Origin of the sequence: Streptomyces sp. NRRL F-525 (assembly GCF_000716605.1) — a bacterium.
Lineage (GTDB): Bacteria > Actinomycetota > Actinomycetes > Streptomycetales > Streptomycetaceae > Streptomyces.
Genome location: NZ_JNXE01000003.1, coordinates 37,119 through 61,709, shown reverse-complemented (window position 1 = coordinate 61,709; position 24,591 = coordinate 37,119). Strand labels below are relative to the sequence as shown.

The 24,591-nt window shown below is 70.0% G+C and carries 18 protein-coding genes; 12 read left to right on the top strand and 6 right to left on the bottom strand.

What is annotated here, in order from left to right:
• Positions 1-130: 130 nt before the first annotated feature.
• Both OO69_RS05525 and OO69_RS05520 read right to left on the bottom strand, forming a co-directional pair.
• The gene (locus tag OO69_RS05525) at positions 131-1,474 is read right to left on the bottom strand and encodes an aminomethyltransferase family protein (protein ID WP_033279273.1); all 1,344 of its coding nucleotides are present in this window, start codon (positions 1,472-1,474) and stop codon (positions 131-133) included.
• A 524-nt stretch (positions 1,475-1,998) separates the two neighbouring features.
• Positions 1,999-2,931, bottom strand: a complete 933-nt coding sequence (locus tag OO69_RS05520) for a LacI family DNA-binding transcriptional regulator (protein WP_033279272.1) — start codon at positions 2,929-2,931, stop codon at positions 1,999-2,001.
• A gap of 725 nt (positions 2,932-3,656) precedes the next feature.
• Here OO69_RS05520 and folP point away from each other — a divergent pair.
• The 6 genes from folP to OO69_RS05490 all read left to right on the top strand — a co-directional run bounded on the left by folP (position 3,657) and on the right by OO69_RS05490 (position 10,127).
• Positions 3,657-4,628: a dihydropteroate synthase gene (gene folP, locus OO69_RS05515; protein WP_234444343.1), complete on the top strand. Its 972-nt coding sequence runs from the start codon at positions 3,657-3,659 to the stop codon at positions 4,626-4,628.
• Between the two features lie 113 nt (positions 4,629-4,741).
• Positions 4,742-6,082, top strand: a complete 1,341-nt coding sequence (locus OO69_RS05510; protein ID WP_033279271.1) for an aminomethyltransferase family protein — start codon at positions 4,742-4,744, stop codon at positions 6,080-6,082.
• Between the two features lie 140 nt (positions 6,083-6,222).
• Entirely contained in the window at positions 6,223-7,095 is an 873-nt protein-coding gene (locus tag OO69_RS05505; protein ID WP_051800786.1) for a methylenetetrahydrofolate reductase, read from the top strand.
• Complete coding sequence (purU, locus tag OO69_RS05500; protein ID WP_033279270.1) at positions 7,092-8,000, top strand: formyltetrahydrofolate deformylase; 909 nt, start codon at positions 7,092-7,094, stop codon at positions 7,998-8,000. The genes OO69_RS05505 and purU overlap by 4 nt, the downstream gene beginning before the upstream one ends.
• A gap of 110 nt (positions 8,001-8,110) precedes the next feature.
• Positions 8,111-8,974, top strand: a complete 864-nt coding sequence (locus tag OO69_RS05495) for a bifunctional 5,10-methylenetetrahydrofolate dehydrogenase/5,10-methenyltetrahydrofolate cyclohydrolase (RefSeq protein WP_033279269.1) — start codon at positions 8,111-8,113, stop codon at positions 8,972-8,974.
• Positions 8,975-9,059: 85 nt separating this feature from the next.
• Entirely contained in the window at positions 9,060-10,127 is a 1,068-nt protein-coding gene (locus OO69_RS05490; protein WP_051800785.1) for a chorismate-binding protein, read from the top strand.
• A gap of 66 nt (positions 10,128-10,193) precedes the next feature.
• Here the strand turns inward: OO69_RS05490 and OO69_RS05485 are convergent, their stop codons facing one another.
• Both OO69_RS05485 and OO69_RS05480 read right to left on the bottom strand, forming a co-directional pair.
• Complete coding sequence (locus OO69_RS05485; protein ID WP_033279268.1) at positions 10,194-11,309, bottom strand: cobalamin-independent methionine synthase II family protein; 1,116 nt, start codon at positions 11,307-11,309, stop codon at positions 10,194-10,196.
• A 102-nt stretch (positions 11,310-11,411) separates the two neighbouring features.
• On the bottom strand, positions 11,412-12,017 hold the full coding sequence (locus tag OO69_RS05480) for a TetR/AcrR family transcriptional regulator (protein ID WP_199810887.1): 606 nt from the start codon (positions 12,015-12,017) through the stop codon (positions 11,412-11,414).
• Between the two features lie 234 nt (positions 12,018-12,251).
• On the opposite strand from OO69_RS05480, the gene OO69_RS05475 reads away from it, so the two are divergent.
• The 3 genes from OO69_RS05475 (at position 12,252) to OO69_RS05465 (ending at position 15,944) form a co-directional block, all read left to right on the top strand.
• Entirely contained in the window at positions 12,252-13,163 is a 912-nt protein-coding gene (locus OO69_RS05475; RefSeq protein ID WP_033279556.1) for a LysR family transcriptional regulator, read from the top strand.
• A gap of 124 nt (positions 13,164-13,287) precedes the next feature.
• Positions 13,288-14,409 carry an MBL fold metallo-hydrolase gene (locus tag OO69_RS05470; protein ID WP_033279267.1) on the top strand — a complete coding sequence of 374 codons (1,122 nt, stop codon included), beginning with the start codon at positions 13,288-13,290 and terminating at the stop codon, positions 14,407-14,409.
• A 173-nt stretch (positions 14,410-14,582) separates the two neighbouring features.
• The gene (locus OO69_RS05465) at positions 14,583-15,944 is read left to right on the top strand and encodes a glycine cleavage T C-terminal barrel domain-containing protein (protein WP_033279266.1); all 1,362 of its coding nucleotides are present in this window, start codon (positions 14,583-14,585) and stop codon (positions 15,942-15,944) included.
• Positions 15,945-16,096: 152 nt separating this feature from the next.
• Here OO69_RS05465 and OO69_RS05460 read toward each other — a convergent pair whose 3' ends face one another.
• Entirely contained in the window at positions 16,097-16,894 is a 798-nt protein-coding gene (locus OO69_RS05460; protein WP_033279555.1) for a VOC family protein, read from the bottom strand.
• Positions 16,895-17,114: 220 nt separating this feature from the next.
• Between OO69_RS05460 and OO69_RS05455 the strand changes: the two genes are divergently transcribed.
• The 3 genes from OO69_RS05455 to OO69_RS05445 all read left to right on the top strand — a co-directional run bounded on the left by OO69_RS05455 (position 17,115) and on the right by OO69_RS05445 (position 22,482).
• The gene (locus OO69_RS05455; protein WP_033279265.1) at positions 17,115-17,678 is read left to right on the top strand and encodes a dihydrofolate reductase family protein; all 564 of its coding nucleotides are present in this window, start codon (positions 17,115-17,117) and stop codon (positions 17,676-17,678) included.
• A 345-nt stretch (positions 17,679-18,023) separates the two neighbouring features.
• Positions 18,024-20,618, top strand: a complete 2,595-nt coding sequence (locus OO69_RS05450) for a glutaminase domain-containing protein (protein ID WP_051800784.1) — start codon at positions 18,024-18,026, stop codon at positions 20,616-20,618.
• 157 nt (positions 20,619-20,775) lie between these two features.
• Entirely contained in the window at positions 20,776-22,482 is a 1,707-nt protein-coding gene (locus tag OO69_RS05445) for an MFS transporter (protein ID WP_033279264.1), read from the top strand.
• Positions 22,483-22,581: 99 nt separating this feature from the next.
• Here OO69_RS05445 and OO69_RS05440 read toward each other — a convergent pair whose 3' ends face one another.
• Positions 22,582-24,291, bottom strand: a complete 1,710-nt coding sequence (locus OO69_RS05440) for a carbohydrate binding domain-containing protein (RefSeq protein ID WP_033279263.1) — start codon at positions 24,289-24,291, stop codon at positions 22,582-22,584.
• Positions 24,292-24,591: the final 300 nt, after the last annotated feature.

Genomic DNA, 24,591 nt, shown 5'->3' with positions numbered 1-24,591 from the left:
GTTCTTGGTACGCCTTCGCCACGTGCGCGGGGGAGTTGTGCGGGCGGGAGTCGTGCGGGCGGGGCACCAGGCGGGAGCCGCCTGCCTGGTGCCCCGCCGGGAGCGGGGGAGACGCCGTAGCCGACCGCTGTCAGCCTTTGTTGCCGGTGAAAGGCCTGCGGGTGACGGTGGCGCGGATGGTGGTCTGGGCGTGGCGTTCGACGGTGGGGTTGGCGGAGCCGCCGTCGGGCTCGCCCCAGACCAGGTCGACCTGCTGGCCGTAGTGCACGTCGTCGTCGATCATCACGACGGAGATCCAGCCGCGGACGTTGGCGGTGTAACTGCACAGCGTCGAGATGCCGACGAGCCGGCCGTTGCTCTCGACGCGGTCGAACTGGGAGGCGGCGTAGAAGGCGGCGGGCATCTCGATGTGCTTGAAGCGCCGGTCACCCTGTTCGTACTGGGAGGCGAAGACCCGGGCCACGTCGTCGCGGTGCCAGGCGAGCCATGCCTTCCGGCGGTGCTTCTCGCTCTTCCGGCGTTCCAGGGCCTCGCGGCCGATGAAGTCGTGGTCGAACTTGAGGATGTGTCCGTAGCCGAGGTCCCAGGGGGTGACGTAGTAGTCCTCGACGCGGTCGGAGGCGAAGCTGCCGCCGAGGGAGAGGTTGGCCTCGAAGGTCCTGGCGCCGAGCCACTCGCGGTAGGTCTTCATGCTCTCGCCCGAGTACACGGCGGGGACGGTGTTGGCGATCCAGCCGGACTCGGTGGCCACGGAGGCGTAGGCGCGGGCGCCGATCTGACGGACTCCGAAGGGCTCGCCGGCTTCGAGGACGGCGTCGCGGATGTCGTCGATGTGTTCGTACGGGCCGAAGAACTCCAGCCCGGGGAAGCCCGACATACGGTGGTTGAGGGCGGTGACCTCGTGCTTGCCGATGGTGAACTTGCCCATGCTGAAGAAGGGGATGTCGGGCATGGGGCCGCCGTTGACCTTCTCGAAGATCGCCGAGGCGCGCGGGCCCTGGAGCTGGAGCCGGAAGAACTCACGGCCGTCCGGGTTCTGCGCGGTGCGTTCGTCGCGGCGCAGGGTGACGTCGTAGCCGCCGGTCTCGGCGTGGAACTGGACCCAGTTGAGGGCCGGCGGGCGGCCGACGAGGCGGACGTCGTCGTCGGCGAGGCAGAAGAGGATGCAGTCGCCGATCATGTTGCCGTCGTGGTTGACCGCGATGAACTGCTTGGCCTTCATCGGGCCGAAGCCCTGGAAGGTGTTGGCGCCGACGTCGGCCAACAGCCGGTAGCAGTCGGGTCCTTGGACCGTGAGGTCGGTCATGTGGTGGGAGAGGTCCATCAGCGCCGCCGAGGTGCGCCAACTCTCCTGCTCGTCACGCCAGTTGGTGAACTCGGCCTTGATCGGGAACGGATACGCGCCGGAACGGCCGCTGCGCAGCAGCCCCAACGGGCCTCCGGCCGCCTGGAGTTGGTCTTCGAGGTGTGCCATCGGTATCTCCATGTCGTCGCGATGCGTAAGGGGGGTGCCGGTGAGGGCGTGGGGCCGGCCGTTGTGGCGGCGGGGCGTAGCCGTTTGCGGCGCCTGGCGTCGTGAGTGACGGGCGGGCACGCCGAGAGGAGCGGAAGCCTTCGTCGGCGGCGTAAACCGTACGGTACGGTACGGTACGGTACACCTCCGATGCGCTCAAGGGACCTGGCGCGGAATTTCTGGAGGGGATGGACGGCGGCGGGTGGGCCGCAGGTCACGTTCCGGATCGTACGAGCTTCGGACCTGCGCCTTTACGGGTCGCCTCCGTTGGCCCGGTTGGGAAGTTCCCGGCGGCGGTCACGGCTGACGCTCCCGGTGGTGAACGCGTGCACGTGAAGCTGAAGCGCGTACCTTCCGGGAGACGGCGTGCGGCACACCGTCATGACGCGGAGCTCCGCCCCGCGACGGAGACCGCAGTCACCACGACGGGACCGCAGTCACCAACGCGGGACGGCGAAGCCGCAACCGTGGAGTGGCCCGCCCCGTCAGACCGACTCGCGGACGACGACCCGTGCGGGCGGGGGCTCCAGGCCGTCGGTGTCGAGCCCGAGGGCGAGTCGGGCGCTGAGCCGGCCGTGGGCCTCGCCGTCGACGCTGATCGTGGTCAGGGAGGGGATGACGTGTTCGCCGTAGCCGTTGTCGTCGAAGCCGATCACGGCGGTGTCGTGCGGTACGCGCCGGCCCAGGTCGCGCAGGGCGGTGAGGACGCGCAGGGCGACGTCGTCGTTGAAGCCGGCGATCGCGGTCACCTCGGGGGCGCCGGAGAGGAACGCGCTGACGGCGTCGGCGGACTTGGACCGGTCCTGCGGGGCGACGAAGGGTACCGGAGTGGGGATGCCGAGGTTCTGCGCGGCGTGTGCGGTGAAGCGCAGGCGGGCCTCGGCGAGCGGTGACTCCGTGTCCGGCAGCGCCAGGGCGATGTGGGTGTGGCCGTGGTCGACGAGGTGGCGGAGCTGGAGGGCGGTGTGCGCGGCGAGACCGTTGCGCCAGCCGCCTCCCAGGTCGTCGAGGGCGTGACCGGTCAGGTACGTCTCGCCGAAGCGGATCACCGCGCGGGGGACGATGGCGTCGAGGACCTGCTGGGTGGACTGCGCGGTGTGGCGGCCGTGCCGGACCAGGAGGACATGGTCGTGGGCGGCCAACTCGGCGTCGAGGCCGTGGATGTAGCTGCGGGAGTACGCGCCTTCCATGCCCGCGTCGATGTTCAGGACGACCACCCGGGAGGTCCCTTCGCGCAGCGCTCGCGCCACGCCGTGCGGAACGTAGCCGAGCGTCCGGGCCGCTTCCTTCACCCGGTCACGCGTGGCTGCCGAGATCGTCTGGTGGGGGTCGTCGTTGAGGACGAAGCTGACGGTCGCGCGGGAGACACCGCTCGCCGCGGCCACGTCGTTCAGCGTGACTCTTCTGGACGTCCCCATCACCCATGCTCCGACCTTGTCGTGCGCACCTGAGTCCCAGCGACACGGCGTTCACTCATTGTAAGGAGGCCGACCGGAGCCGAAGCACTGGCGGCCACGGGACGCCGGGTGCACCGGTTCTGGCGGATCGAATTGCCCGGCCTTGTGCGGCACTGAACCGTACGGTACGGCGCGGTGGGGATCAGGACCCTGAAGCGGGCTCGTACCGGGAGTTCCGCGTCCCTCCGTACCCTCGCGTGGTCGCGCAGAGCCGTCTTGAAGAGAAGGGTGAGGGTGGTGCGCCGAGCCGTCTTGAAGGGACAGGCGATGGCGCTGCGCCGCCGCGCCAACGGAAGGCCAGCCGCGTGTCGCCCCCCACCGGCCATCCTGCGCGCGGGCGAGGACGACACCATCGCCGAGACGCGCTCTCTGCCGCCCATGGGGGTGGTCGGTGACACGACCAGTCTGGCCGCCGGTCATGTGGTCGCCCGCCCGCCTGCGCGCCGAGCCGCCCGGCGACGTGGTCGCCCACCGCCGGGACACGCCCGGCAGCTGGCGCCGCAGCGCTCCGACCGGTCACGACCGCTACGCCCACGTCGAGGGGCGGCGTCGGAAGGCCGGCGACGAAATCGAACCGCCAAGGACTAGAACGATTTAGCAATCCGTTGTAACGTGCCCGCTATATCGATTTAGCTTTTCCAGCTCGCAGGGCGTACGGCCCGCAGGCGGAGGAGGTCGTTCGACCGATGATCGACATGCGACGCGCGTTCGCGCAACCACCCCCGAGAGGCCCGGCGGGGCTCCCGCAACCCGGCCGGTGTCTGGTGATGGGCATCCTGAACGTGACTCCCGACTCGTTCTCCGACGGTGGCCGGTACGCCGAGACCGGACGGGCCGTGGAACAAGGCCTGCGCCTCGCCGAGCAGGGCGCGGACCTGGTCGACGTGGGCGGCGAGTCCACCCGGCCGGGAGCCCAACCCGTCTCGGTGGAGGCGGAGTTGGCCCGTGTGGTGCCCGTCGTGCGGGAACTGGTGCGCGCGGAGGTGGCCGTCAGCGTGGACACCATGCGCGCCGCGGTCGCCCGCGCCGCGATCGAGGCCGGCGCGTGTCTGGTGAACGACGTCAGCGGCGGGCTGGCGGATCCCGCCATGGCCGCCGTCGTCGCGGAGACCGGGGTGCCGTACGTGGCGATGCACTGGCGTGCGCCCAGCCGCGAGATGGACCGCCACGCGGTCTACGGCGATGTCGTCGGCGACGTCACCTCCGAACTGCTGCGCCGCGTGGAGGCACTCACCGCGGCCGGAATCGATCCGGGGCGCATCATCATTGATCCCGGAATCGGGTTCGCCAAGTGCGCGACCCACGACTGGGAACTCCTTGCCCATCTGCCGGCCCTGCGGGCCACCGGGTTCCCGGTGCTGGTGGGGGCATCCAGGAAGCGTTTCATCGGTGCCGCGTTGAGCGACCGGGCGGGGATCGACTCGGTGCCGGGCGACCGTGACGCGGCCACCGCGGCGGTGTCCGCGCTGGCCGCCGCGGCCGGTGCGTTCTGCGTGCGCGTGCACGACGTCCGCTCCAGTCTGCACGCGGTGTGCGTGGCCGCCGCCTGGGCGGGCGACCGTCCGGTCTCGGCGTCGGAGAGCGGCGTGCGGAGCCCGTACAGAAAGGCGCCGCACGAGTCTCGCCAAGCTCCAAACGCTTCTGCTAGCTTGCGCTAGATCGTTCTAGCGATCCCCCTTTTTCCTTCCCGAAGTGAGCCGGTCACGAGGTGACGAGCCGCGTCACTAGATCGATCTAGTACTTCAGGGAATTGGCTTTGAGAGGAGCCGCAATGGCAATCCCCAGTCTTCAGGACGGCATCGACAAGGCCGGTTCGGCCATCGGTCTGCTGTGGCAGCCGAACGCCGAGCCGTGGACCCCCGAGGTGGTCGAGCGGGAGTACGTCGGCTGGCGTCAGGAGCAGGCGGCCTGGCACGAGGGCGTCGCGCTGCTCAACCTCTCGCACCACATGTTCGACCTGTGGATCGAGGGCCCCGACGCCACCCGCGTGCTGGCGGAGTACGGCGCCAACAACTTCGAGAAGTTCGCGGTCGGCCAGGCCAAGCAGTACGTACCGGTCACCCGCGACGGCAAGATCGTCACCGACGGCATCCTCGCCCGGCACGCCGAGGACAAGTACCTCCTCAGCGGTGTCCCCGCCGCCCAGCACTGGGTGCAGTACCACGCGGAGAAGGGCGGCTACGACGTCGGCTTCGAGACCGACGCGTCCTCCGCCTTCCGTCCCGGCGGCGGTGACCCCAAGCTGTTCCGCTACCAGATCCAGGGTCCGCTGGCGCTGGAGGTGATCGGGAAGGTCTTCGGCGGGCCGCTGCCGGAGACCAAGTTCTTCCATTCGACGCCGGTCACGCTGGACGGCCGCTCCTTCGAGGCGCTGCGCCACGGCATGGCCGGGCAGGCCGGCTACGAGTTCATCGGCCCGTGGGAGCACGCGGCGTACGTGCACGAGGCCTTCCTCAAGGCCGGCGAACCGCTGGGCCTGGTCCAGGTCGGCGCGCTGGCGTACACGACGCCGAGTGTGGAGAGCGGCTGGATCCCCTCGCCGGTCCCGGGCATCTACGGCGACCCCGAACTCGCGGAATACCGCGCCTGGTTGCCCCTGTTCGGCATCGAGGGAAAGCGTCCCCTCAACGGCAGCTACTTCTCGGAGGACATCGCCGACTACTACGTCTCCCCGTACGAGCTGGGCTACGGCAAGCTGATCCACTTCGGGCACAACTTCCACGGCCGTGACGCCCTGCTCAAGGCGAAGGACGAACCCCGCCGCACCAAGGTCACGCTGGTCTTCGACGCCGACGACGTGCGCCGGGTGGTCGGCGGGGGAGAGGACCCCGGCTTCGTCCTCACCTACGCCCGGCACCGGGTGGAGACCTCGGCCGGTCTGGTCGGTACGACCATGCAGACCGCGTCGATCGATCCCGTCGGCACGGTTCTGGCGCAGACGCTGATCGACTCCGCGCACGCCGAGCCCGGTACCGAGGTGACCGTGGTCTGGGGTGAGCACCCGGGGCTGGGTACCGACCCCGAGGCCGACCTCGGGTTCCCGCGCATCCGCGCGACCGTCCAGGTGAGCCCGTTCGATCGGCATGCGCGCACCGAGTACCGGCGCGGGTAGCTCCGCTGGTTGCCGGTGCGTCGGCTGCGGGTCCGCGGGGGCTGGTCGCGCAGTTCCCCGCGCCCCTAAGGGGCGCTGGACATCGCCGGAGCTGTTTCTTCCCCTCTCTCTATCGACTCTCTCTATCGACAAGGAGCACGATGAACCCCCTCAGCACGGCCTCGGCGGCGGTGAGTACATCGCTGCTGGAGGGCTTCTCCCTGGAGATGACGGGCAAGGACGTCCCCAAGCTGGAAGAGGCCCGGGACTCCATCCCGCAGGGCACCCGCATCAACGTCACCTTCCTCGGCAACGAGAACCTCGCTATGCGCCTGGAGGCGTCCCGGGCGGTGAAGCGGCTCGGCTTCGTGCCGGTGCCGCACATCTCCGCCCGGCGCCTCGGCTCGCAGGGTGAGTTCGAGGAGTTCCTCGCCGCCCTGCGGGCCGACGGCACCGGCGCGAATGTCTTCACCGTCGGCGGCGACCCGACCCACCCCGAGGGCCCCTACGAGGACGCGCTCGCCCTGATCGAGACGGGACTGCTGCGGGAGTACGGCGTCCGGCACGTCAGCATCAGCGGTTATCCCGAGGGCCACCCGGACATCGCCGGGGACGTGCTGTGGTCCGCGCTGCGGGAGAAGAGCGCGTCCATCGCCGGGCAGGAACTCGACGGCAGTGTCATCACCCAGTTCGGGTTCGACGTGGACCCCGTCCTGGACTGGCTGGAGAAGGTCCGTGCGGAGGGCATCACGCTGCCCGTCCGGATCGGTGTCCCGGGCCCGGCCGGTGTGCGGCGGCTGATGTCGTACGCCGCACGGTTCGGCGTCGGCACCAGCGCCTCGATCGCCAAGAAGTACGGCCTGTCCATCACCAACCTGATGGGCACCGCGGGCCCCGACAAGTTCCTGCGCGCGCTCGCGGACGGCTACGACCCGGCCCGCCACGGAGACATAAAGATCCACTTCTACACCTTCGGCGGCCTGCGGGCCACGTCCGAGTGGGTCGCACAGTTCAGGAAGGACAACCTCGTATGACCGTCACGCAGGCCGCCCCCAACGGCACCGCCCAGAAGACCGGGGGAGCGGGGCACCAGGCATCGCTGATCGTCCAGGGTGCCGACGCCACCGGCATCGTCGCGGCCGTGACCTCGGTACTCGGCCGGCACGGCGCCAACATCGTCTCCCTCGACCAGTACTCCGACAACCCGCAGGGCGGTGCCTTCTTCCAGCGCACCGTCTTCGGACTGGACGGCCTGCGGGCCCAACTGCCCGCTCTCCGCGCCGACTTCGACAAGGAGCTGGTGAAGCCGTACGGCCTCTCCTACACCCTGCGCGACCTGTCCGTGCCGAAGCGGGTGGCGATCTTCGCCTCCAAGTCCGACCACTGTCTGCTCGACCTGCTCTGGCGCCACCGACAGGGCCAACTCCCCGTCAGCATCAGCATGGTGATCTCCAATCACCCGGACACGGCCGAGGAGGTGCGGTCGTTCGGCATCCCCTTCTTCCATGTGCCGTCGATGGGGGCGGACAAGTCGGCCGCCGAGGCGGAGCACCTGCGGCTGCTCAAGGACAACGTCGACTTCGTCGTCCTCGCCCGCTACATGCAGATCCTCTCCGGCGACTTCATCGAGCGGGTCGGTGTGCCGATCATCAACATCCACCACTCCTTCCTGCCCGCGTTCATCGGCGCCGGTCCCTACGCCAAGGCCAAGGAGCGCGGTGTGAAACTGGTGGGCGCGACCGCCCACTACGTCACCGAGGACCTCGACGAGGGCCCGATCATCGAGCAGGACGTGGTGCGCGTCAGCCACGCCCACACCGCCGGCGACCTCACCCGGCGCGGCGCCGACGTGGAACGCGCCGTCCTCTCCCGCGCGGTGCTGTGGCACGCCGAGGACCGCGTCATCCGCGACGGCAAGCACACCATTGTCTTCGCTTGAACCACGTATCGGCCCAACATCCGTCCAGCAACCGGTAGTTGTGCCGCGCCCTCAGCAGACAGTCCTCCTCACCGGGTGAAGCGTTCACCAGCAGAAAGCGGTTCGCCATCATGACAACCACCATCGACGGGGCCCGGATCGCCCGTGACATCCGGGCCCGGGTCGCCGAACGGGTCGCCGAGGGGGCGGCCCGCGGACGGGTGCCCGGCCTGGCGACCATCCTGGTCGGCGACGACCCGGCCAGCGCCGTCTACGTCGCGGCCAAACGGCGCGCCATCCGCGAGGCCGGTATGCGCGACTTCCACCGCCACCTCTCCCGCCATGCCCGCCAGGACGAAGTCGCCGCGGTCATCGACGAGTTGACGGCCGACCCGGACGTCTCCGGCATCCTCCTCCAACTGCCCCTGCCCGCAGGCCTGGACGCCGCGACCCTGATCGACCGGATCCCCGCCGCCAAGGACGTCGACGGTCTGACCACGGCCAGCGCCGGCCGACTGGCGCGCGGGGAACGGGGGTTGCGCCCCTGCACCCCGAGCGGGGTCGTCGAACTCCTCGACGCGGAGGGCATCGAGATCAAGGGCGCGTGCGTCGCCGTCGTCGGCTGGGGCGAACTCGTCGGCCGCCCCCTGGCCCAGTTGCTGCTGCGGCGCGGCGCCACCGTCACGGTCGCCCACGAGTTCACCGCCGACCTCGCCGCCGTCACCCGCCCCGCCGACATCGTCGTGGTCGCCACCGGCGTACGGGGGCTCATCGGCCCCGAACACGTCAAGCCCGGCGCCACCGTCATCGACGTCGGCATCCACCGCACCCCCGACGGCCTGACCGGTGACGTCCGCGCCGCCGAACTCGACGGGATCGCCAGCCGCATCACGCCCGTACCGGGCGGGGTCGGCCCGATGACCATCGCCATGCTGATGGTCAACACGCTGCGCGCGGCCGAGTGGAACGCGGTGCCCAAGACCGTGCCCGCATAAGCGAGTTGGGCACCTCGTGCCCGGGGCCGGGCCCGGCGACGAGGGCCCCCACGGTCCGTCTCCGCGCTCGGGAAAGGTGCCGGACATGATGCAACTCCCCCCGCTGGCCCGGCTCGGCGGCCGGGTGGCGACCGGGCTCGCCGACGTCACGCACGACCCCGCCGCGCTCGAATCCGCGGGTTTCTGGGCCGTCGTAGCCGACTTCGAAGGGCGTCTGACCTGCGCCCGCTTCCGGGATGTACGGCCCGCCGCGCAGCGCCCCGCCCGAGCTGCCCGCTGGGACGGGCCCGCGCCCGGGCTGTGGACCACCTCGCTGGATCGCGACGCCTACAAGGACGGTGTACGGCGGATCCGCGAGCACATCGCGCGCGGCGAGGTGTACCAGGCCAACCTCTGCCGCGTGCTGTCGGCGCCCATCGCGGCCGACGCCGACATCGAGGCGCTGGCCGACCGGCTGGCCGCGCGTCACCGGGCGCCGTACGCGGGCCTGATCAGGCTGCCGGGTACGGGAGTCGAGGTGGCCACGGCCTCCCCTGAACTCTTTCTGCGCCGCGAAGGGCGGCTGATCGAATCGGGTCCCATCAAGGGCACCGGGCGTACCGAGGCGGATCTCCTGGAGAAGGACCACGCCGAGAACGTGATGATCGTCGACCTGGTCCGCAACGACCTGGGGCGCGTGTGCGCCACCGGCAGCGTCACCGTGCCGGAACTGTGCGCGGTGGAGCGCCATCCCGGACTCGTCCACCTGGTCTCCAAGGTGAGGGGCGAGCTGCGGGACGGAGCGGGATGGCCCGAGTTGCTGGCCGCGACCTTCCCGCCGGGATCCGTCACGGGCGCCCCGAAGGAGAGCGCCCTCGGCATCATCGCGGCCCTGGAGACCGCGCCGCGCGGGCCGTACTGCGGCGGCATCGGCTGGGTCGACGCCGATCGCGGCACCGGCGAACTGGCCGTGGGCATCCGCACGTTCTGGATCGACCGGTCCCTGCAACGCCTCAACTTCGGTGCCGGAGCGGGCATCACCTGGGGCTCGGACCCCGAACGGGAGTGGCAGGAGACCGAGTTGAAGGCGGAGAGGCTGCTGACCATCGCGTCCAACGGTTCGCCCTACGACGCGAAGCCGCACCGACGGCTCGCCGCCCGCCCCGGCGTCTGAGCCCCCGGCCGCCGCGGTGCCCGAGGTCGCCGCCCGCCACCTCAGGCCGTGGGCGGTGTTCCGCCGTCAGCCCCAGACCAGACGCGCCGTCTCCGCGACGAGTTCCAGCTTGCGGCGCTGGTCGTCGACGGTCAGCAGATTGCCCTGGCTCGTCGAGGCGAACCCGCACTGCGGACTCAGGGCGAGCTGCTCCAGCGGCAGATACCGCGAGGCCTCGTCGATGCGCCGCCGCAGCGTGTCCACCGACTCCAGCTCCGCCACCTTGGATGACACCAGCCCGAGGACGACGGTCTTGGCGGGCGGCACGAAGCGCAGCGGCTCGAAGCCGCCGGAGCGCTCCGTGTCGTACTCCAGCAGGAAGCGGTCGACCTCGACCTCGCCGAACACCCGCTCCGCGATGGGCTCGTAGCCGCCCTGGGCGGACCAGGCGCTGCGCATGTTGCCCCGGCAGAAGTGCATGGCCACGGTCATGCCGGGGCGCCTCGAACGGGCGGAACGGATCAGGCCGTTGTCCGTGTCGATGATGTGGGAGAGGTGCCCCTCCAGGTCAGTGACCCGGCGCATCCGGGCGGCCTCGGGATCGATGTTGGCCCAGTAGGCCAGCGAGTCGAGCTGGAGCCAGGAGACCCCGGTGTCGATCAGGTCGGCGATGTCCTGTCGGTAGATGCCGGCCAGCGCCGCCACCGCGTCCTGCCGGGTCGGATAGACGCCGTCGGAGATCCCCGGCCGCCAGAAGCCCGCCACCATCGTCGGACTGGCCATGGTGATCTTGTACGGCCCCGGTGTGTTCCCGGACAGCCAGCGGGCCTCCGCGAGGGACAGCGGCGTCCGCCGGTACAGAGGCTCCGTGATGGCCACCGACGCGACGTCACCCTCGAGTTCCGCGCCGTCGCTGTCGCGGATCCAGCGCGGCCGGGACGAGGACTCCTCGGCCGGTGCCAGCCCGCCGACCGTCTCCACCACCGAGGCCATGAAGTCGTCCCGGCGCACCTCGCCGTCGGTGAAGACCTGTATCCCCGCGTCCTGTTGGAGCTTCACCGCGGCTACCGCGGCCTGGTCCTCCAGCTCGGTGAGTTCCTTGTCGGAGAGAGCGCCGCGCCGGTGTGCGGCGCGCGCCGCCAGCAGTTCCTCGGGGCGCAGCAGGCTTCCCACATGTTCGGCACGGATCGTCGTCGTCGGCATCGGCCGTCCCTTCACGCCTGGCACTCGGGCAGCTGTACGGTACGGTCCAGTACGCTTCGAGGGCAAGACATGTGCCGGCCACGGCGGTGTCCGCGGGGAAGGTCAGGCCGGGTCGACGGAGACGCCGTGCAGGAAGACCCGTACCGCCTCCTTGATCGACGCGTGGACCTCGGCGTCGGTCAGCTTGACCGGGGCGTTCGTCAGCAGTCGCATCTGGGCGTGGCCGAGCATGGCCTGGTAGAGCTGTTCCGCCGCTCGCACCGGGTCCTCGACCTTGATCAGGCCGTCGTCGTGGGCCTGTTGGAGGCAGCGCCCGAGCACCGCGTGGCCCGCGTTCGGCCCGTGCTCCGCGAAGACCTCGCCGAGCCCGGGGATGCGTACGGCTTCGGAGGTGACCAGGCGGTGCAGGGCGATGGCCTCGGGTGTGAGGACGACACCGGCGAAGTGCTCACCGAGCGCGACCAGGGTTTCGGTGAGGTTCGCGCTGCCCGGCGTGAACGTGTGCAGCGGCTGGGACCACTCGTCGCACAGCGCCTCCACGGACGCGCGGAACAGGGCGCTCTTGTCGGTGAAGTAGCGGTAGAGGGTCGCCTTGGAGCCGCCCACCGCCGTCAGGACGTCCTCCATGGAGACACCGGCGTAGCCGCGCGCGATGAACAGCTCACCCGCAGCCCGCGTGATGAGTTGTCGCCGGTCCGTCGCTGTCATCCTCACACCGGCCATCGTAGGTGCCCGCCCGCGGCGGACCTCCCGTCGGCCGGCCTCGGCCGAAGCCCGCGGCTCGGGTCTCGCGGTCGCGAACGCGTTCTGTTACCTTCACTAGATCGATATAGTGAAGGCAGGCGTGACGACCGATGTGACCCTGACGGTCTTCCCCTCTGCCGCCCCATGTTCGACGCGGTCCGGAGGGACACCGGTGCCGTGGACGACCGGAGGACCGCCATGGACCGTCTGCTTCTCATGCGTTGTTTCGTGATCGTCGCCGACCTCGGCAGTTTCAGCGGGGCGGCCAAGGCGCTGGGATCGTCGGGATCACTGGTGTCCCGGCATGTCGCCGAGCTGGAGCGGCAGGTCGGGGTCCGGCTGGTCAACCGCACGGCCCGCTCGGTGAGCCTGACCGAACCGGGCCTGCGGTACGCCGAGTTCGCCTCCCGCATCGTCAAGGAGATCGACGCCGAGGACTCCAGCATCGCGGATCTGCACGACCGGGCCGAGGGCGCGCTCAGCATCATCTGCCCGAAGTGGATCGGGAGCCTGGACCTCGGGGACGCCATCGCCGCGTTCTCCGCCGCGCACCCGAAGATCCAGATCCGGTTCGAGCTGGGAGGCGTGTCCGACCGGACGTACGACTTCCTCGACGGCGGTTTCGACCTGGCGTTCCACACCCGGGACCTCAGGGACTCCAACGTCCGGCTGAAGAAGATCGCCTCGCTGCCCTTCGTCCTGTGCGCGTCGAAGTCGTACGTCGACGAACACGGACCCCTGACACATCCGAACGACCTGGCCGCCCACGACTGCCTGGTGCACGTCAACGACCCGGTCTGGCGCATCGGGCACGGCCCCACCTCCACGCTGCACAAGATCCGCAACGTGGCCTTCTCGTCCAACTCGTACATCGCCCTGCAGAAGGCGGCCGTCCACGGCCGCGGCATCGCCCTGCTGCCACAGCGGTCCGCCTACGACGATCTCGTCTCCGGGGCCCTCCAGGTCCAGCTGCCCCACCTGGCGGCACCCGACCGGCCGCTCTACGCGATCCACGGGCCAGGGCCGGGTACCCAGCGCAAGATCACGGTCTTCCTGGACTTCCTCGCCCAGTGGTTCGCGGAGAACCCGATCCCCACGATCGGCCGTTGACATCCGCCGACGCTTGCGCGGCGCGAAATCTCATAGTTCGTCATAGGAACCCATAACTTGCGGCGACTGATGGACAGTTGTGCCCGATGCGGCCACTGTGGCACCGCGAAGGAGCTGTTGCGTCATGTGCGAACCCCTGGGTGAACCGACGTCCCGCCGGACGATGCTGGGCGCGATGGCCGCTGCCGCCGTAGCCGTACCCCTGCTCGGCGCGGAGCAGGCCGCGGCCGCGACGGACACCGGATCCGCGCCCTCCGGATCGGGCCTGACCGTGACCCTCCTCGGCACCAACGGCGGGCCACCACCCCTGGCCACCCGCTACGGCATCTCGTCGGCGCTGACGGTGAACGGCAGAACGTATGTCGTCGACTGCGGACGAGGAGCGGTGACCCAGTACCTGCGCGCCGGTCTGTCGATGCCGTCGCTGGCCGGGATCTTCCTGACCCACCTGCACGCGGACCACATCGTCGACTACTACTCCTTCCCGCTGCTGTCGGCGGGCGCCTCGGGCGCGCAGGGCTTCCAGAACCCGATCGAGGTCTACGGCCCGGGCTCCGCCGGTGTCGCGTCGACCGTCGCCGGGGCTGCCGGGCTCGTGCCGGGCACCGTCGGGATGACGAGGCTGGCGGGCCAGGCGTACGCGGCGTCGCCGACCTTCTTCATGACCGAGCACGCGGGCATCGACCCGGCGACCCTGCTCAACGTCCACGACGTGCTGCCGCCGTCGAGTGTCGGCGCCTCGGCGACGAACTCCGCGCCGGCCATGGCGCCGTTCACCGTCATGGAGAACGACGACGTGAAGGTCACCGCCGTCCTGGTCCCGCACGGCGCGGTGTTCCCCGCCTACGCGTACCGCTTCGACACCGACCACGGCAGCGTCGTCTTCTCCGGCGACACGGCACCGACCCCGAACATCATCAGGCTCGCGGCACACGCGGACGTCCTGGTCCACGAGGCCCTGTACCCGGCGGGGCTCGCGAGTCTCGGCCTGCCCCAGGCGCTGATCGACCACATCACCTCGACCCACACGGACGTGGCCCAACTGGGCCGGATCGCTGCCGAGTCGGACGCGGGAACGCTGGTCGCCACCCACCTCGGCCCGGGCCAGCAGACCGTGGTCTCCGACGCGACCTGGCGCCGCCTGCTCCACGACAGCGCCCGCCGGGCGGACTTCGGCGGATCGATGGTGCTGGGCACGGACCTGCTGCGTCTGCCGGTACGACGGCGCGGGCCCCGCCGGTCCTGAACCACCCGGCGTTGCGCGGAAGTTCCGCATTGCTTGCGCCGTGGGACCGATCACCGGTGTGTCACGACTCTCGCCCCGCCCCGAAACGCCTGTTACCGTCCGACTTAATCGATCTAGTACAGGGTGCCGCTCCGGACGACACCCTGGACGACGGCCACTCGACGGAGAGTGAAATGGACCTTCTCTCACAGCAGCGCAGCACCTACGAAGCGGTCCTCCGGCTGCACGACGCACCGTTCGTCACCGAGCGCCCGGCGATGTTCAGCCCGGCCGCCGCGGCCCAGGACGAGGGCAACACCCGGGGCACCTACGGCCGCTTCGCGCAGATCCTGCTCCCCGAGGAGTACGCGGACTGGGTCGAGGAGAGCGCCGCCCATGTCGGCTCGTGCTACGTCGGTGACTGGACCTCGCTGCACAAGGTCAAGGTGCACGGCCCACAGGCGCTCGCGTTCCTGAGCCGGCTGGGGATGCGGGACCTGTCCCGCTTCGAGACCGGGCAGATCAAGCACCATGTGCAGCTCGACGACAACGGCTGGATCGCCTCCGAGGGCGTGCTGTGCCGGCTCGGTCCCGAGGAGTTCGTCTACACCGCGGGCAGCTGCGACTGGCTGTTGTGGCAGCTGAGCCAGGGCGGTTGGGACGCGGCGGCCACCGACATCAGCCCCGACCGGTTCATCTTCGGCGTCCAAGGACCGGCGTCCCTGGCCACGTTGGAGAAGCTGACGGGGGACGATCTCCGCGACCTCGGCTTCAGCCGCAGCCGGATGTCACAGGTCGACGGGATCCCGGTACGGGTCCTGCGCACCGGGATCTCGGGCGAACTCGGGTACGAGCTGCACGGGCCGACCGAGCACGCCAACGGGATCTGGGCGGCGGTCGTGGCGAGCGGCCAGGACGTCGGCATCCGTCAACTCGGCTTCCGCGCCCAGCCTGTTCAGCACATCGAGGCCGGGATCGCGACCAACGGCCTTGACTATCTGCCGGCTTCGATCCTCACGCCGGGCGCGCCGAGGCAGTTCCGCAAGGGCGTGCCGACCGGCAGTTTCGTCCCGGCGGGCGGGGTGACCGACTACTTCCGCAAGCCGGGCGAACTGGGCTGGGGGTTCCGCAAGGGCGTCCCCGACCGCGACTTCATCGGCCGGGACGCACTCGTCCGGGACGCCGAAAGCGGCGTTCCCGCACGGCAGTTGGTCGGTCTGCGCTGGAACGAGCAGGACGTCGCCGCCGTCCTCACCTCACTCCTCAGCGAGGCCGAACTGCCCGACCAGATGGAGATGCCCCGCGGCCGCGGCCCCCACTTCGACCAGGTACTGGTGTCCGGCACCCCGGTGGGCGTGGCCACGGGCCGCACCGTGAGCCCGACCCTGCGGGCGATGATCTCCCTCTGCGTACTCGACCCCGCCCACACGACACCCGGCACGGAGGTCACCGTCCTGTGGGGCCGACCGGGCACCCCGCAGCGGGAGATCCGGGCGACGGTCACCACGCTGCCGTTCAAGCCGGACAACCGGCGCACCGACGTCACCGCACTGTGATCGCCCGGCACCTCGCTCTCGCCACGACGTGCGCATCGCGCGGTCACGGTCATGTCGCGCCGCGGGACGATCGCGGTGCCGGTGACGACGGACGCGCCGCCACGACCACGGTCCTGGGGCCGTCGGTCGTCACCGTGCACCTCGCGAACCCGTCAGGCCGGCTGCTCCGGCGCCGACGCCGTGATCACGGCGAATCCGCCGCCCTGCGGGTCGGCGAGTACGGCCATCCGGCCGGCCGCCATGTCGAAGGCCGGAGCCATGACGCTGCCACCGGCCCGCACCAGGGCCGCCTGGACACTGTCGACGTCGTCGACGTGGAAGTACGGCAGCCAGTGCGGCGGGACTCCGGGCGGCATCGCGGACAGGTCCATCATTCCGGCGACGGCGCGGCCGTCCACCGTGAACTCGGTGTATCCCTCCGCGCCCGGCATCGCGGACGGGGCCGCACTCATCGGCAGCACCGCCGAGTAGAACGCCGCGGCGGCGCCGGTGTCACCGGTGCTCAACTCGTTCCAGATCAGCGCGCCGTGCTCGTTGACGATGCCCGCGCCGTCGAAGGAACCGGCCTGCCAGAGGCCGACCACGGCGCCGGTCGGGTCGGTGACGACCGCCATCCGGCCCAGCTCCATGACGTCCATCGGGCCCGCCATGACGCTGCCGCCCGCGTCCCTGACGGCCTTGAGCGTGGCGTCGATGGCGTCGGTGGCCAGGTACGTCGTCCACACCGTGGGCGGCAGCGGGTCCGGCACCGTCCCGTCGGGGTTCATCGCCTTCATGATCCCGGCGACCGGCTTGCCGTTGAGCAGACAGACCGAGTACCCGCCGGTCTCGGGCGGGCCGATCTCGCCCTGCCAGCCGAACAGGTCGCGGTAGAAGTCGAGCGCCGCCTGCTGGTCGGGGACCATCAGGTCGATCCAGCACGGGGTGCCGGACTTGTAGGAGCCGTTCACTTCGGGCACGGGTACCTCCGGGGGGAGAGGGGGAAGAACAGGCCATCTCATACTCGGCCAGGACCGCCTGAACCGCGCTGAACGGGTAGCGGGAAGTGAGTCGTGTCGGCCCCGTGTCGCGTGCCTGCCGCAGCCAAGTGATCCCGGCCCGGCGCACCGATGAGTTTCCCGCGCCGCGCCGGTCTGTACGCGTGAGACCGATTCACGGAAGGCTGACGCCATGCGGAAACTGATCTACGGCATGAACCTGAGCCTGGACGGCTACATCGCCGCGCCCGGCGACGACATCGGCTGGAGCGTGCCGAGCGACGAGCTGTTCCAGTTCTGGTCCGACCAGTTGCGGGCGACCGACCTGTCGCTGTACGGCCGCAGGCTGTGGGAGACGATGAGCTCCTACTGGCCGACGGGCGACCAGCAGCCCGACGCCACCCCGGCGCAGGTCGAGTTCGCGCGCCGCTGGCGGGACATGGCGAAGGCGGTGTTCTCCTCGACGATCGACAAGGTCGACTGGAACACCCGCCTGGTCACCGGTGACGCGGTCGCCGAGATCACCCGGCTCAAGGCCGAGGACGGCGGCCCGATGGACATCGGCGGCGCGACGCTCGCCGGGGCGGCCATGAGGGCCGGGCTGATCGACGAGTACGTGCTGGCCACCGCGCCGGTCCTGGTGGGCGGCGGCACACCGTTCTTCGCCGCACTGGACAGCTGGGTGAACCTGAACCTGGTGGAGACGCGGACGTTGCCCGGCGGCGTGATCCTGACGAGGTACGAGACGAGGCGCTGACTGCCCGTCACGCAACACGTGACAACACCTCGCATCCTGAACTCCCTTGTGAGGGGCGGGTGTTGCGCGAGGGCTGGACACGCGCCCCGAGCGGTGCTGTCATCCATCGACACCGCACTTCCGTACCGCACACTCCCTATCGCACTTTCCGTACCGCACTTTCCGTCGCTGGAAAGGCAGTTGGCGCAGCACCCGCCCCTACGGCGGCCCCGCCCCGGTCCGCGCACCGGGCCTTCCGTCACGCTCGGTTCCACAGGCACGAAGCACGCGTTTTTCGTGACGCCCCGTCAGCATCGCCTGCTGACAACGATGTCGAACTCTCGTCGCCCATCGAAGGAGCCCCCCATGCCCCACTCCGAAGATGACGCCCGCTCTCCCCTCACCACCGGCCTGCCCCCACTGACCAGACGCGACCTGCTGCGCTGGGGAGGAGTGGCCGCCGCGGGCCCCCTGGGCGGCCTCGGCATCGGTGGGTCACCTGCCCATGCCGCCACCGCGGCCTCGACCTTCAGCCCACTGCGCCCACCCGCCACCCCCCTCGCCGTACGCTCCCCGTACCTGACCACCTGGCTGGCCGGGGACAACCTGGCCGGCACCTGGCCCACCTTCTGGAACGGCCGGATCACCGCGCTGGCCGGCATCGCCCGCGTCGACGGCACACCGTACGTCTTCCTCGGCGCCCCGGCGCTGCCCGGCGGCCCGACGCTCAGCACGATGACGCAGACGTCGTTGCAGCTCACGGCGACCCGGTCGATCTTCACGCTCACCGGGGGCGGCGTCACACTGACGGTCACCTTCTTCTCGCCCGTGGACCTCGGCAACCTCCAGCGCCAGTGCGTGCCGTTGAGCTACATCAGCGTTCAGGCCGCCAGCAGTGACGGGGCGAGCCACACCGTGGACGTGCATGTCGACGCCTCCGCCGAGTGGGTGCACGGCGACAGTTCCACCCAGGTCACCTGGGCCGAGCAGGCGACCGGCAGCATGACCGCCCTGACCTGCCAGCCTGCCTCCCCGGGGGTACTGGCCGAGAACAACGACCAGGCCTCGTGGGGTTCGCTGGTGCTGGCCGCCCCCACCGCGAGCGGGCTGACCTGGCAGATCGGCCAGGACACCGTCGTACGGGCGGCGTCGGCCGCGAACGGGACGCTGGCCGGCACCTCCGACACCGCCCAGCCCCGCGCGATCAACGACCGCTGGCCCGTGCTGGGTCTCAACCAGAACCTGGGCACCGTCACCGCGTCCGCCCCCTCGGCGGTGTTCCAGATCGTCGTCGGCCATGTGCGCACCCCGGCGGTGAGCTACCTCGGCACGAACCTGAACCCGTGGTGGACGCACTACTGGAGCTCGTGGACCGCCATGCTCGACTGGTTCAACGGCGACCGCGCCGCCGCCCTGACCGCCGCCGTCGCCTTCGACAGGGCGATCCACGACGACGCCGCGAACGCCGCCGGCGGCGGTGACACCGGCGAACGCTACGCGGCCGTCTGCGCTCTGGCGGTGCGTCAGGCCGTGGCCGGGACGGAACTCGTCGACCGCAACGGCTCACCGTGGGCGATGCTCAAGGAGATCTCCTCGAACGGCAACTTCTCGACCGTGGACGTGATTTACCCGGCGTCCCCCGCCTATCTGCACCTCTCGCCCGCGTACCTGCGGCTGCTGCTCGAACCGCACTTCTTCTACGCGGAGCACGCGGGCTGGCCCAAGGTGTACGCCGAGCACGACCTCGGCTCCAGCTACCCGAACGCGACCGGGCACCTGGACGGCAACGAGGAGGCCATGCCGATCGAGGAGTCCGCCAACATGCTGATCATGGCGGCGGCCGTGGCCCAGCGCCTTCCGGCTGCCGACGCGGCCTCCTTCGCCACCGCGCACTACGCGATCCTTCGCCAGTGGGCCGAGTACCTGGTGGCCAACGCCCTCGACCCCGAGAACCAGAACCAGACCGACGACTTCACCGGCTGGATCGCGCACAGCGCCAACCTCGCGCTCAAGGGCGTCATCGGCATCGGCGCGATGAGCGTGGTGGCCAAGGCGGCGGCCAACTCCCCGGACGCGGCGCACTACTTGACGGTGGCGCGCGGCTACATGAGCCGGTGGGTCACCCTGGCACAGGACTCCTCCGGCACCCACCTCAAACTCGCCTACGACCAGGACGGCACCTGGAGCCTGAAGTACAACGGCTACGCCGACCGCCTGCTGGGCGTGGACCTGGTGCCCACCGGAGTGGCCGCGCAGGAGGCCGCCTGGTACCTGTCCAAGGCGGGCACCTACGGCGTGCTGCTGGACCCGCGCAACGACTACACCAAGACCGACTGGGAGCTGTGGACCGCGGCCTGGCTCGCCGACCACGCCGACGCCCGCAGCATGCTGATCAACGGCGTCTACGGCTTCGCCAACTCGACGCCGTCGCGGGTGCCCTTCACCGACTGGTACGTCGTCGCCAGCGGCGCCCAACGGGGCTTCGCCGACCGGCCCGTGATCGGCGGTGTCCTCGCCCTGATGAACGCCCCGGCGGCCGACTCCGTCTCCTGGAAACGTATCCAGAACAAGAACTCCGGCAAGCTGCTCGCCGTCAGCGGCATGTCCCTGGCCGACAGTGCCGAGGTCACCCAGTACGAGGACAACGGCACCGCCGACCACCTGTGGACCGTGGTGGACAACGGCGACGGCACCGTCAAGATCTACAACCGCAACAGCGGCAGACTGCTCGCCGTCCACGACCAGAGCCTCGACGACGGCGCCCACGTCCAGCAGTACAACGACAACGGCACCCAGGACCACCTCTGGCGCCTCGTCGACAACGGCGACGGCTGGATGAAGATCGTCAACGTGCACAGCGGCAAGCTCATGGCCGTCGACGGCGCCTCCCAGGCCAACGGCGCCCAGGTCACCCAGTGGAACGACAACGGCACCTCCGACCACCTCTGGCGGCTCGTCTGATCCACCCGCGTGGCACCCGACCTCGGTGAACGCGCGGCGCACGAAGTCGTGTCGCGCATCTAGTCATACCGACTAGTCGGTACTAGCCTCCGCTCGAACGGAAGGAGCCCCACCTCCCGCCGCCCCCTCTGTCCCCGGCCGTTCCAAAGGGAGCCGTATGCCCTCCGCCTCCGCACCATTCGACACACGAGGCCCCGGTGCCGACGCGCCCGGCGCCGGTGCTCGCGGCTCGTTCGCCCGGCTGTACCGCCGAGACCTGGCGGCGTATCCGGCCACCGGGCGGCGCATGTCGTATCTGGCGATCGTGGTGGTCACGACCGTCGTGCTCTACTACATGCTCTACATCCAGTACGCGGTGGCGACGTCGATCATCACGCACTTCGACATGACCTACCGCTACTTCGTGTGGGTCTCCGTCGTCGGCAACGCGGTCGGCGCCTTCGCCTCCCTCGTGGCCGGCCTCGCGGACCGCTGGGGGCGCGCGAACCTCGTCGTCTACGGCCTGCTCGTCGCCGCGCTCCTCGTCTTCTTCGGGCTGCCCAACGCCGGTGACAAGACGACGTACTTGGTGCTGTTCGCGGTCGTGAGCTTCATCGAGGGCATCGTGCTGGTCGCGACCCCGGCGCTGATACGGGACTTCTCACCCCAGCTCGGCCGGGCCACCGCGATGGGCTACTGGACGATGGGCCCGGTCATCGGCAGCCTGGTCGTCACCTCGGTGACCAGCAGCACGCTCTCCTCCTCCACCTGGGAGGACGAGGTGCGTTACTCCGGGGCCGCCGGGCTGATCGTGTTCGTCGTCGCTCTGTTCGCCCTGCGCGAGCTGGCGCCGGGGCTGCGCGACCAGATCATGGTGAGCCTGCGCGACCGGGCCCTGGTCGAGGCCCGCGCCAAGGGTCTCGACACGGAGGCGGTACGGCGCGGGGAGTGGCGGCAGATGCTGCGCCTGGACATCCTCGGCTCCGCCTTCGCGATCGCGGTCTTCCTGCTCCTGTACTACGCCGCGGTCGGCAACTTCGTCGTCTACTTCTCGACCACCTTCGGCTACAGCGAGCAGCGCACCAACGGTCTGGCCAACTGGTACTGGGCCGCGAACGCCCTCGCGCTGATCGTGGCCGGACTGCTCTCGGACCGGCTGCTGGTGCGCAAGCCGTTCATGATCGTCGGTGGGATCGGCGCGATCGTGGCCACGGCGGTCTTCGCCTCCCTGGCCACCCACGCGACGACCGACTACTACACCTTCGCCTGGCTGTTCGTCGCGATCGGTGTGTTCAGCGGCGTCGCCTACGCGCCGTGGATGGCGAGCTTCACCGAGACCGTGGAGAAGCGGAACCCGGCGGCGACCGCCGCGGGGCTCGCGGTCTGGGGCTGGACGGTACGGATCGTGGTCGCCGTGTCGGCGGCCTTCATCCCGGTGCTGGTCACCTCGGTCACCCCGCTCGTCGAGCACGGCGCCGAGGTGGCGGCGGCGACGAAGCAGGCCGCTCCGGCCCTCGCCATCGTCGACGCCCATCCCCAACTCTTCGCCGAGCTGGGCAAGTACACGCCGACGACGACGCCTCCCGCTCTGGCGGCCCAGGCGGTCAAGGAAGTCGGCCCCGCCGACCTGGCCGTCGTACAGAAGGCGCAGCCGCAGCTCAAGGTGCTCAAGGAGTACGGGCCGAAGGTGCAGAAGGCCGCGAAGGACGGTCCCGGGGAGTGGCGCACCTGGTGGTGGATCTGCGTGGGCGGGCAAGTCCTGTTCCTGCCCTTCGTGTTCGTGATGGCCGGCCGCTGGAGCCCGAAGAAGGCCCGCGAGGACGCCCAGGCCCACCAGGACGCCGTCGACCGCGAACTGGCCGCGCTGGCCGGGAGCGAGGCCTGACCGGCGTAGGGACGGACCGACGCCGTGGCTGGGCACAACTGCCCAGCCACGGCGCCTTGGTGACGTAGCGTCAACACATGTCTGGTCGTGCGGGTTTGCTCAGCCGAGGGTGAAGTCGTCGGCTGTGACGGCGGATTGGCCGTACCAGCCGTGTACGAAGACCGTGACCGCTCCGCTGCTTCCGGTGGTGAAGGTGACCTTGAGCTGGTTCCAGGTGGAGCTGTTCGACCAGGTGCTCGCGGAGGCGCCGCCGGTGACTCCGATGTAGGCGTACGGCCCCTGGACCCAGGAGGTCAGCGTGTAGCTGGTGTTGGGGGACAGGGTGACGTTCTGGTCGCACTCGCCGGTGCTGCTCGCGCTCGGCGTGACCTGGAGGCTGTGGCTGCCGCTGTGCACCGGGGTGGAGACCACCGCGCTGCCGCCCGTGCAGGTCCACGGGCTCAAACTGCCGGTCTCGAAGCCCGCGTTGGTCAGTGACCCGCCGCCTCCGCCACCGCCTCCCGTGGTCGTGACCGTGAGGGTGTACGTCGCACTGTGGCTGCCCGTCGCGGCCGTACCGGTGACGGTGATCGGGTACGTGCCCGCCGCCACCGACGATCCGACCGTCGCCGTCAGTGTCGAACTGCCGCCGGAGGTGACGGAGTTGGGGCTGAAGGAGACACTGACGCCGGACGGTGCGCCAGAGGCGGCGAGGCTGACGGACTCGGCGCTGCCGGAGGTGACTGCCGTAGACACGGCCGCGGTTGCCGAACCGCCCTGGGTGACCGAGGCCGAACCCGGGGACAGGGACACGGAGAAGTCGCTGGTGGTGCCTCCACCGCCGCCGCCCGAACTGCCCTCGTAGGGCACGAACGCGTCGGTGAACGCGAGGCTGCTCTGGCTGATCTCGCTGCACGTGGGAAGGGAGTTGGCGCTTCCGCCGCACGCCTGGTCGCGGGTGATGGCCCAGAAGGCCAGCCGCCCGATACTGTTCTGCGCGGCGAAGCTCTCCACGGTCTGGGCGTCCGCCAGCGTGAAGGTGGAACCGTCGTCGTTCTTGCCGATCATCGGGGTGATGCCGAGGTTGGCGTAGGTGTAACCGGAGTCGACGGACTGCATCTGCGCCAGCGTGGCCTTGGCCGCGGAGACCGCGCCCTGGCCCATCTCGGTGCCGGTGCCGGCGTAGTAGTCCATGGCCATGATGTTGACCACGTCGATCTTGATGCCCGCGTTCTTGGCGGCCTTGAGGATGTTGACGCCGTCGCCGGTCAGCCCGCTGGTCAACACGGGCAGGGTCATGGAGAACTGGAGGTTGGGGTTGGACGCCTTGAGGTCCTTCATCGCCTGCATCTGGCGGGCCGCGGCCGCGGTGTCCGCGATGGCGGCGCCCTCGATGTCGAAGTCGAGCTGGGTGACGCCGTAGTCGTTGATGATGGCCTGGTAGCCGGCGTCGATGCTGCTCTGGGTCGAGCAGGTCCAGGCGAGCGGTTCGCCGCTGGCTCCTCCGGAGGAGACGATGACCGACGCGCCTTCGGACTTGGCCTTGGCGATCAAAGGGTCGGTGTAGGAGTCGTTGCCGATCGGGAGCGTGTCGCCCCAGATCTGGTTGCAGCCCACGCCGAGTACGAAGGCGGCGGTGTAGGCCTTGAGCTTGTGTCCGGTGATGGCGGTGTCGAGCAGTCCTTCCTGACTGTTCGACATGTCCACGTAGGGGGCCACGGAGTAGACGCTGCTTGCCGCCGCGCTGCTCGTGGGGGCCAGGGCGATGGTGACGCCGGTCGCCGCGAGCGCGAGGGCGGACACGGTGGCCGCGAATCTTGCCAGGCGCATGACAGTTCCCCTTTCGGGGTGCCCGCTGGGGGTGAGGGGGTGCTCGGGATATTGGTACATACCAAACATCTCGTGGAGCCCTCCGTCAAGAGGACTAGACCAACTTGGTCCGGTCGGGTCGGGTCGCGTCAACTCCGGTCAGGGGAACGGTCGTAGCGACTGTCTGCCCATGTCCGGCTCGCGGGCTAGCCCGCAGGCGTGCGCTCGTCGTCGTGACATGAAAGGCGCCTTGTTCGGGAGCTAAAACTCCCGCAAAGACTCCGGGGGTTCGGCGCGGTCTGCTCGGTCGGCTCGGCTCCT

Excerpts from the sequence above, each read along its gene's own strand:
- purU (WP_033279270.1), top strand. The coding sequence starts at position 7,092 with ATGACCGTCACGCAGGCCGCCCCCAACGGCACCGCCCAGAAGACCGGG.
- OO69_RS05520 (WP_033279272.1), bottom strand. The coding sequence starts at position 2,931 with ATGGGGACGTCCAGAAGAGTCACGCTGAACGACGTGGCCGCGGCGAGC.
- OO69_RS05485 (WP_033279268.1), bottom strand. The coding sequence starts at position 11,309 with ATGCCGACGACGACGATCCGTGCCGAACATGTGGGAAGCCTGCTGCGC.
- OO69_RS05455 (WP_033279265.1), top strand. The coding sequence starts at position 17,115 with ATGCGGAAACTGATCTACGGCATGAACCTGAGCCTGGACGGCTACATC.
- OO69_RS05445 (WP_033279264.1), top strand. The coding sequence starts at position 20,776 with ATGCCCTCCGCCTCCGCACCATTCGACACACGAGGCCCCGGTGCCGAC.
- OO69_RS05440 (WP_033279263.1), bottom strand. The coding sequence starts at position 24,291 with ATGCGCCTGGCAAGATTCGCGGCCACCGTGTCCGCCCTCGCGCTCGCG.
- OO69_RS05465 (WP_033279266.1), top strand. The coding sequence starts at position 14,583 with ATGGACCTTCTCTCACAGCAGCGCAGCACCTACGAAGCGGTCCTCCGG.
- OO69_RS05510 (WP_033279271.1), top strand. The coding sequence starts at position 4,742 with ATGGCAATCCCCAGTCTTCAGGACGGCATCGACAAGGCCGGTTCGGCC.
- OO69_RS05505 (WP_051800786.1), top strand. The coding sequence starts at position 6,223 with ATGAACCCCCTCAGCACGGCCTCGGCGGCGGTGAGTACATCGCTGCTG.
- OO69_RS05480 (WP_199810887.1), bottom strand. The coding sequence starts at position 12,017 with ATGACAGCGACGGACCGGCGACAACTCATCACGCGGGCTGCGGGTGAG.
- OO69_RS05490 (WP_051800785.1), top strand. The coding sequence starts at position 9,060 with ATGATGCAACTCCCCCCGCTGGCCCGGCTCGGCGGCCGGGTGGCGACC.
- OO69_RS05495 (WP_033279269.1), top strand. The coding sequence starts at position 8,111 with ATGACAACCACCATCGACGGGGCCCGGATCGCCCGTGACATCCGGGCC.
- OO69_RS05475 (WP_033279556.1), top strand. The coding sequence starts at position 12,252 with ATGGACCGTCTGCTTCTCATGCGTTGTTTCGTGATCGTCGCCGACCTC.
- OO69_RS05450 (WP_051800784.1), top strand. The coding sequence starts at position 18,024 with ATGCCCCACTCCGAAGATGACGCCCGCTCTCCCCTCACCACCGGCCTG.
- folP (WP_234444343.1), top strand. The coding sequence starts at position 3,657 with ATGATCGACATGCGACGCGCGTTCGCGCAACCACCCCCGAGAGGCCCG.
- OO69_RS05470 (WP_033279267.1), top strand. The coding sequence starts at position 13,288 with ATGTGCGAACCCCTGGGTGAACCGACGTCCCGCCGGACGATGCTGGGC.
- OO69_RS05525 (WP_033279273.1), bottom strand. The coding sequence starts at position 1,474 with ATGGCACACCTCGAAGACCAACTCCAGGCGGCCGGAGGCCCGTTGGGG.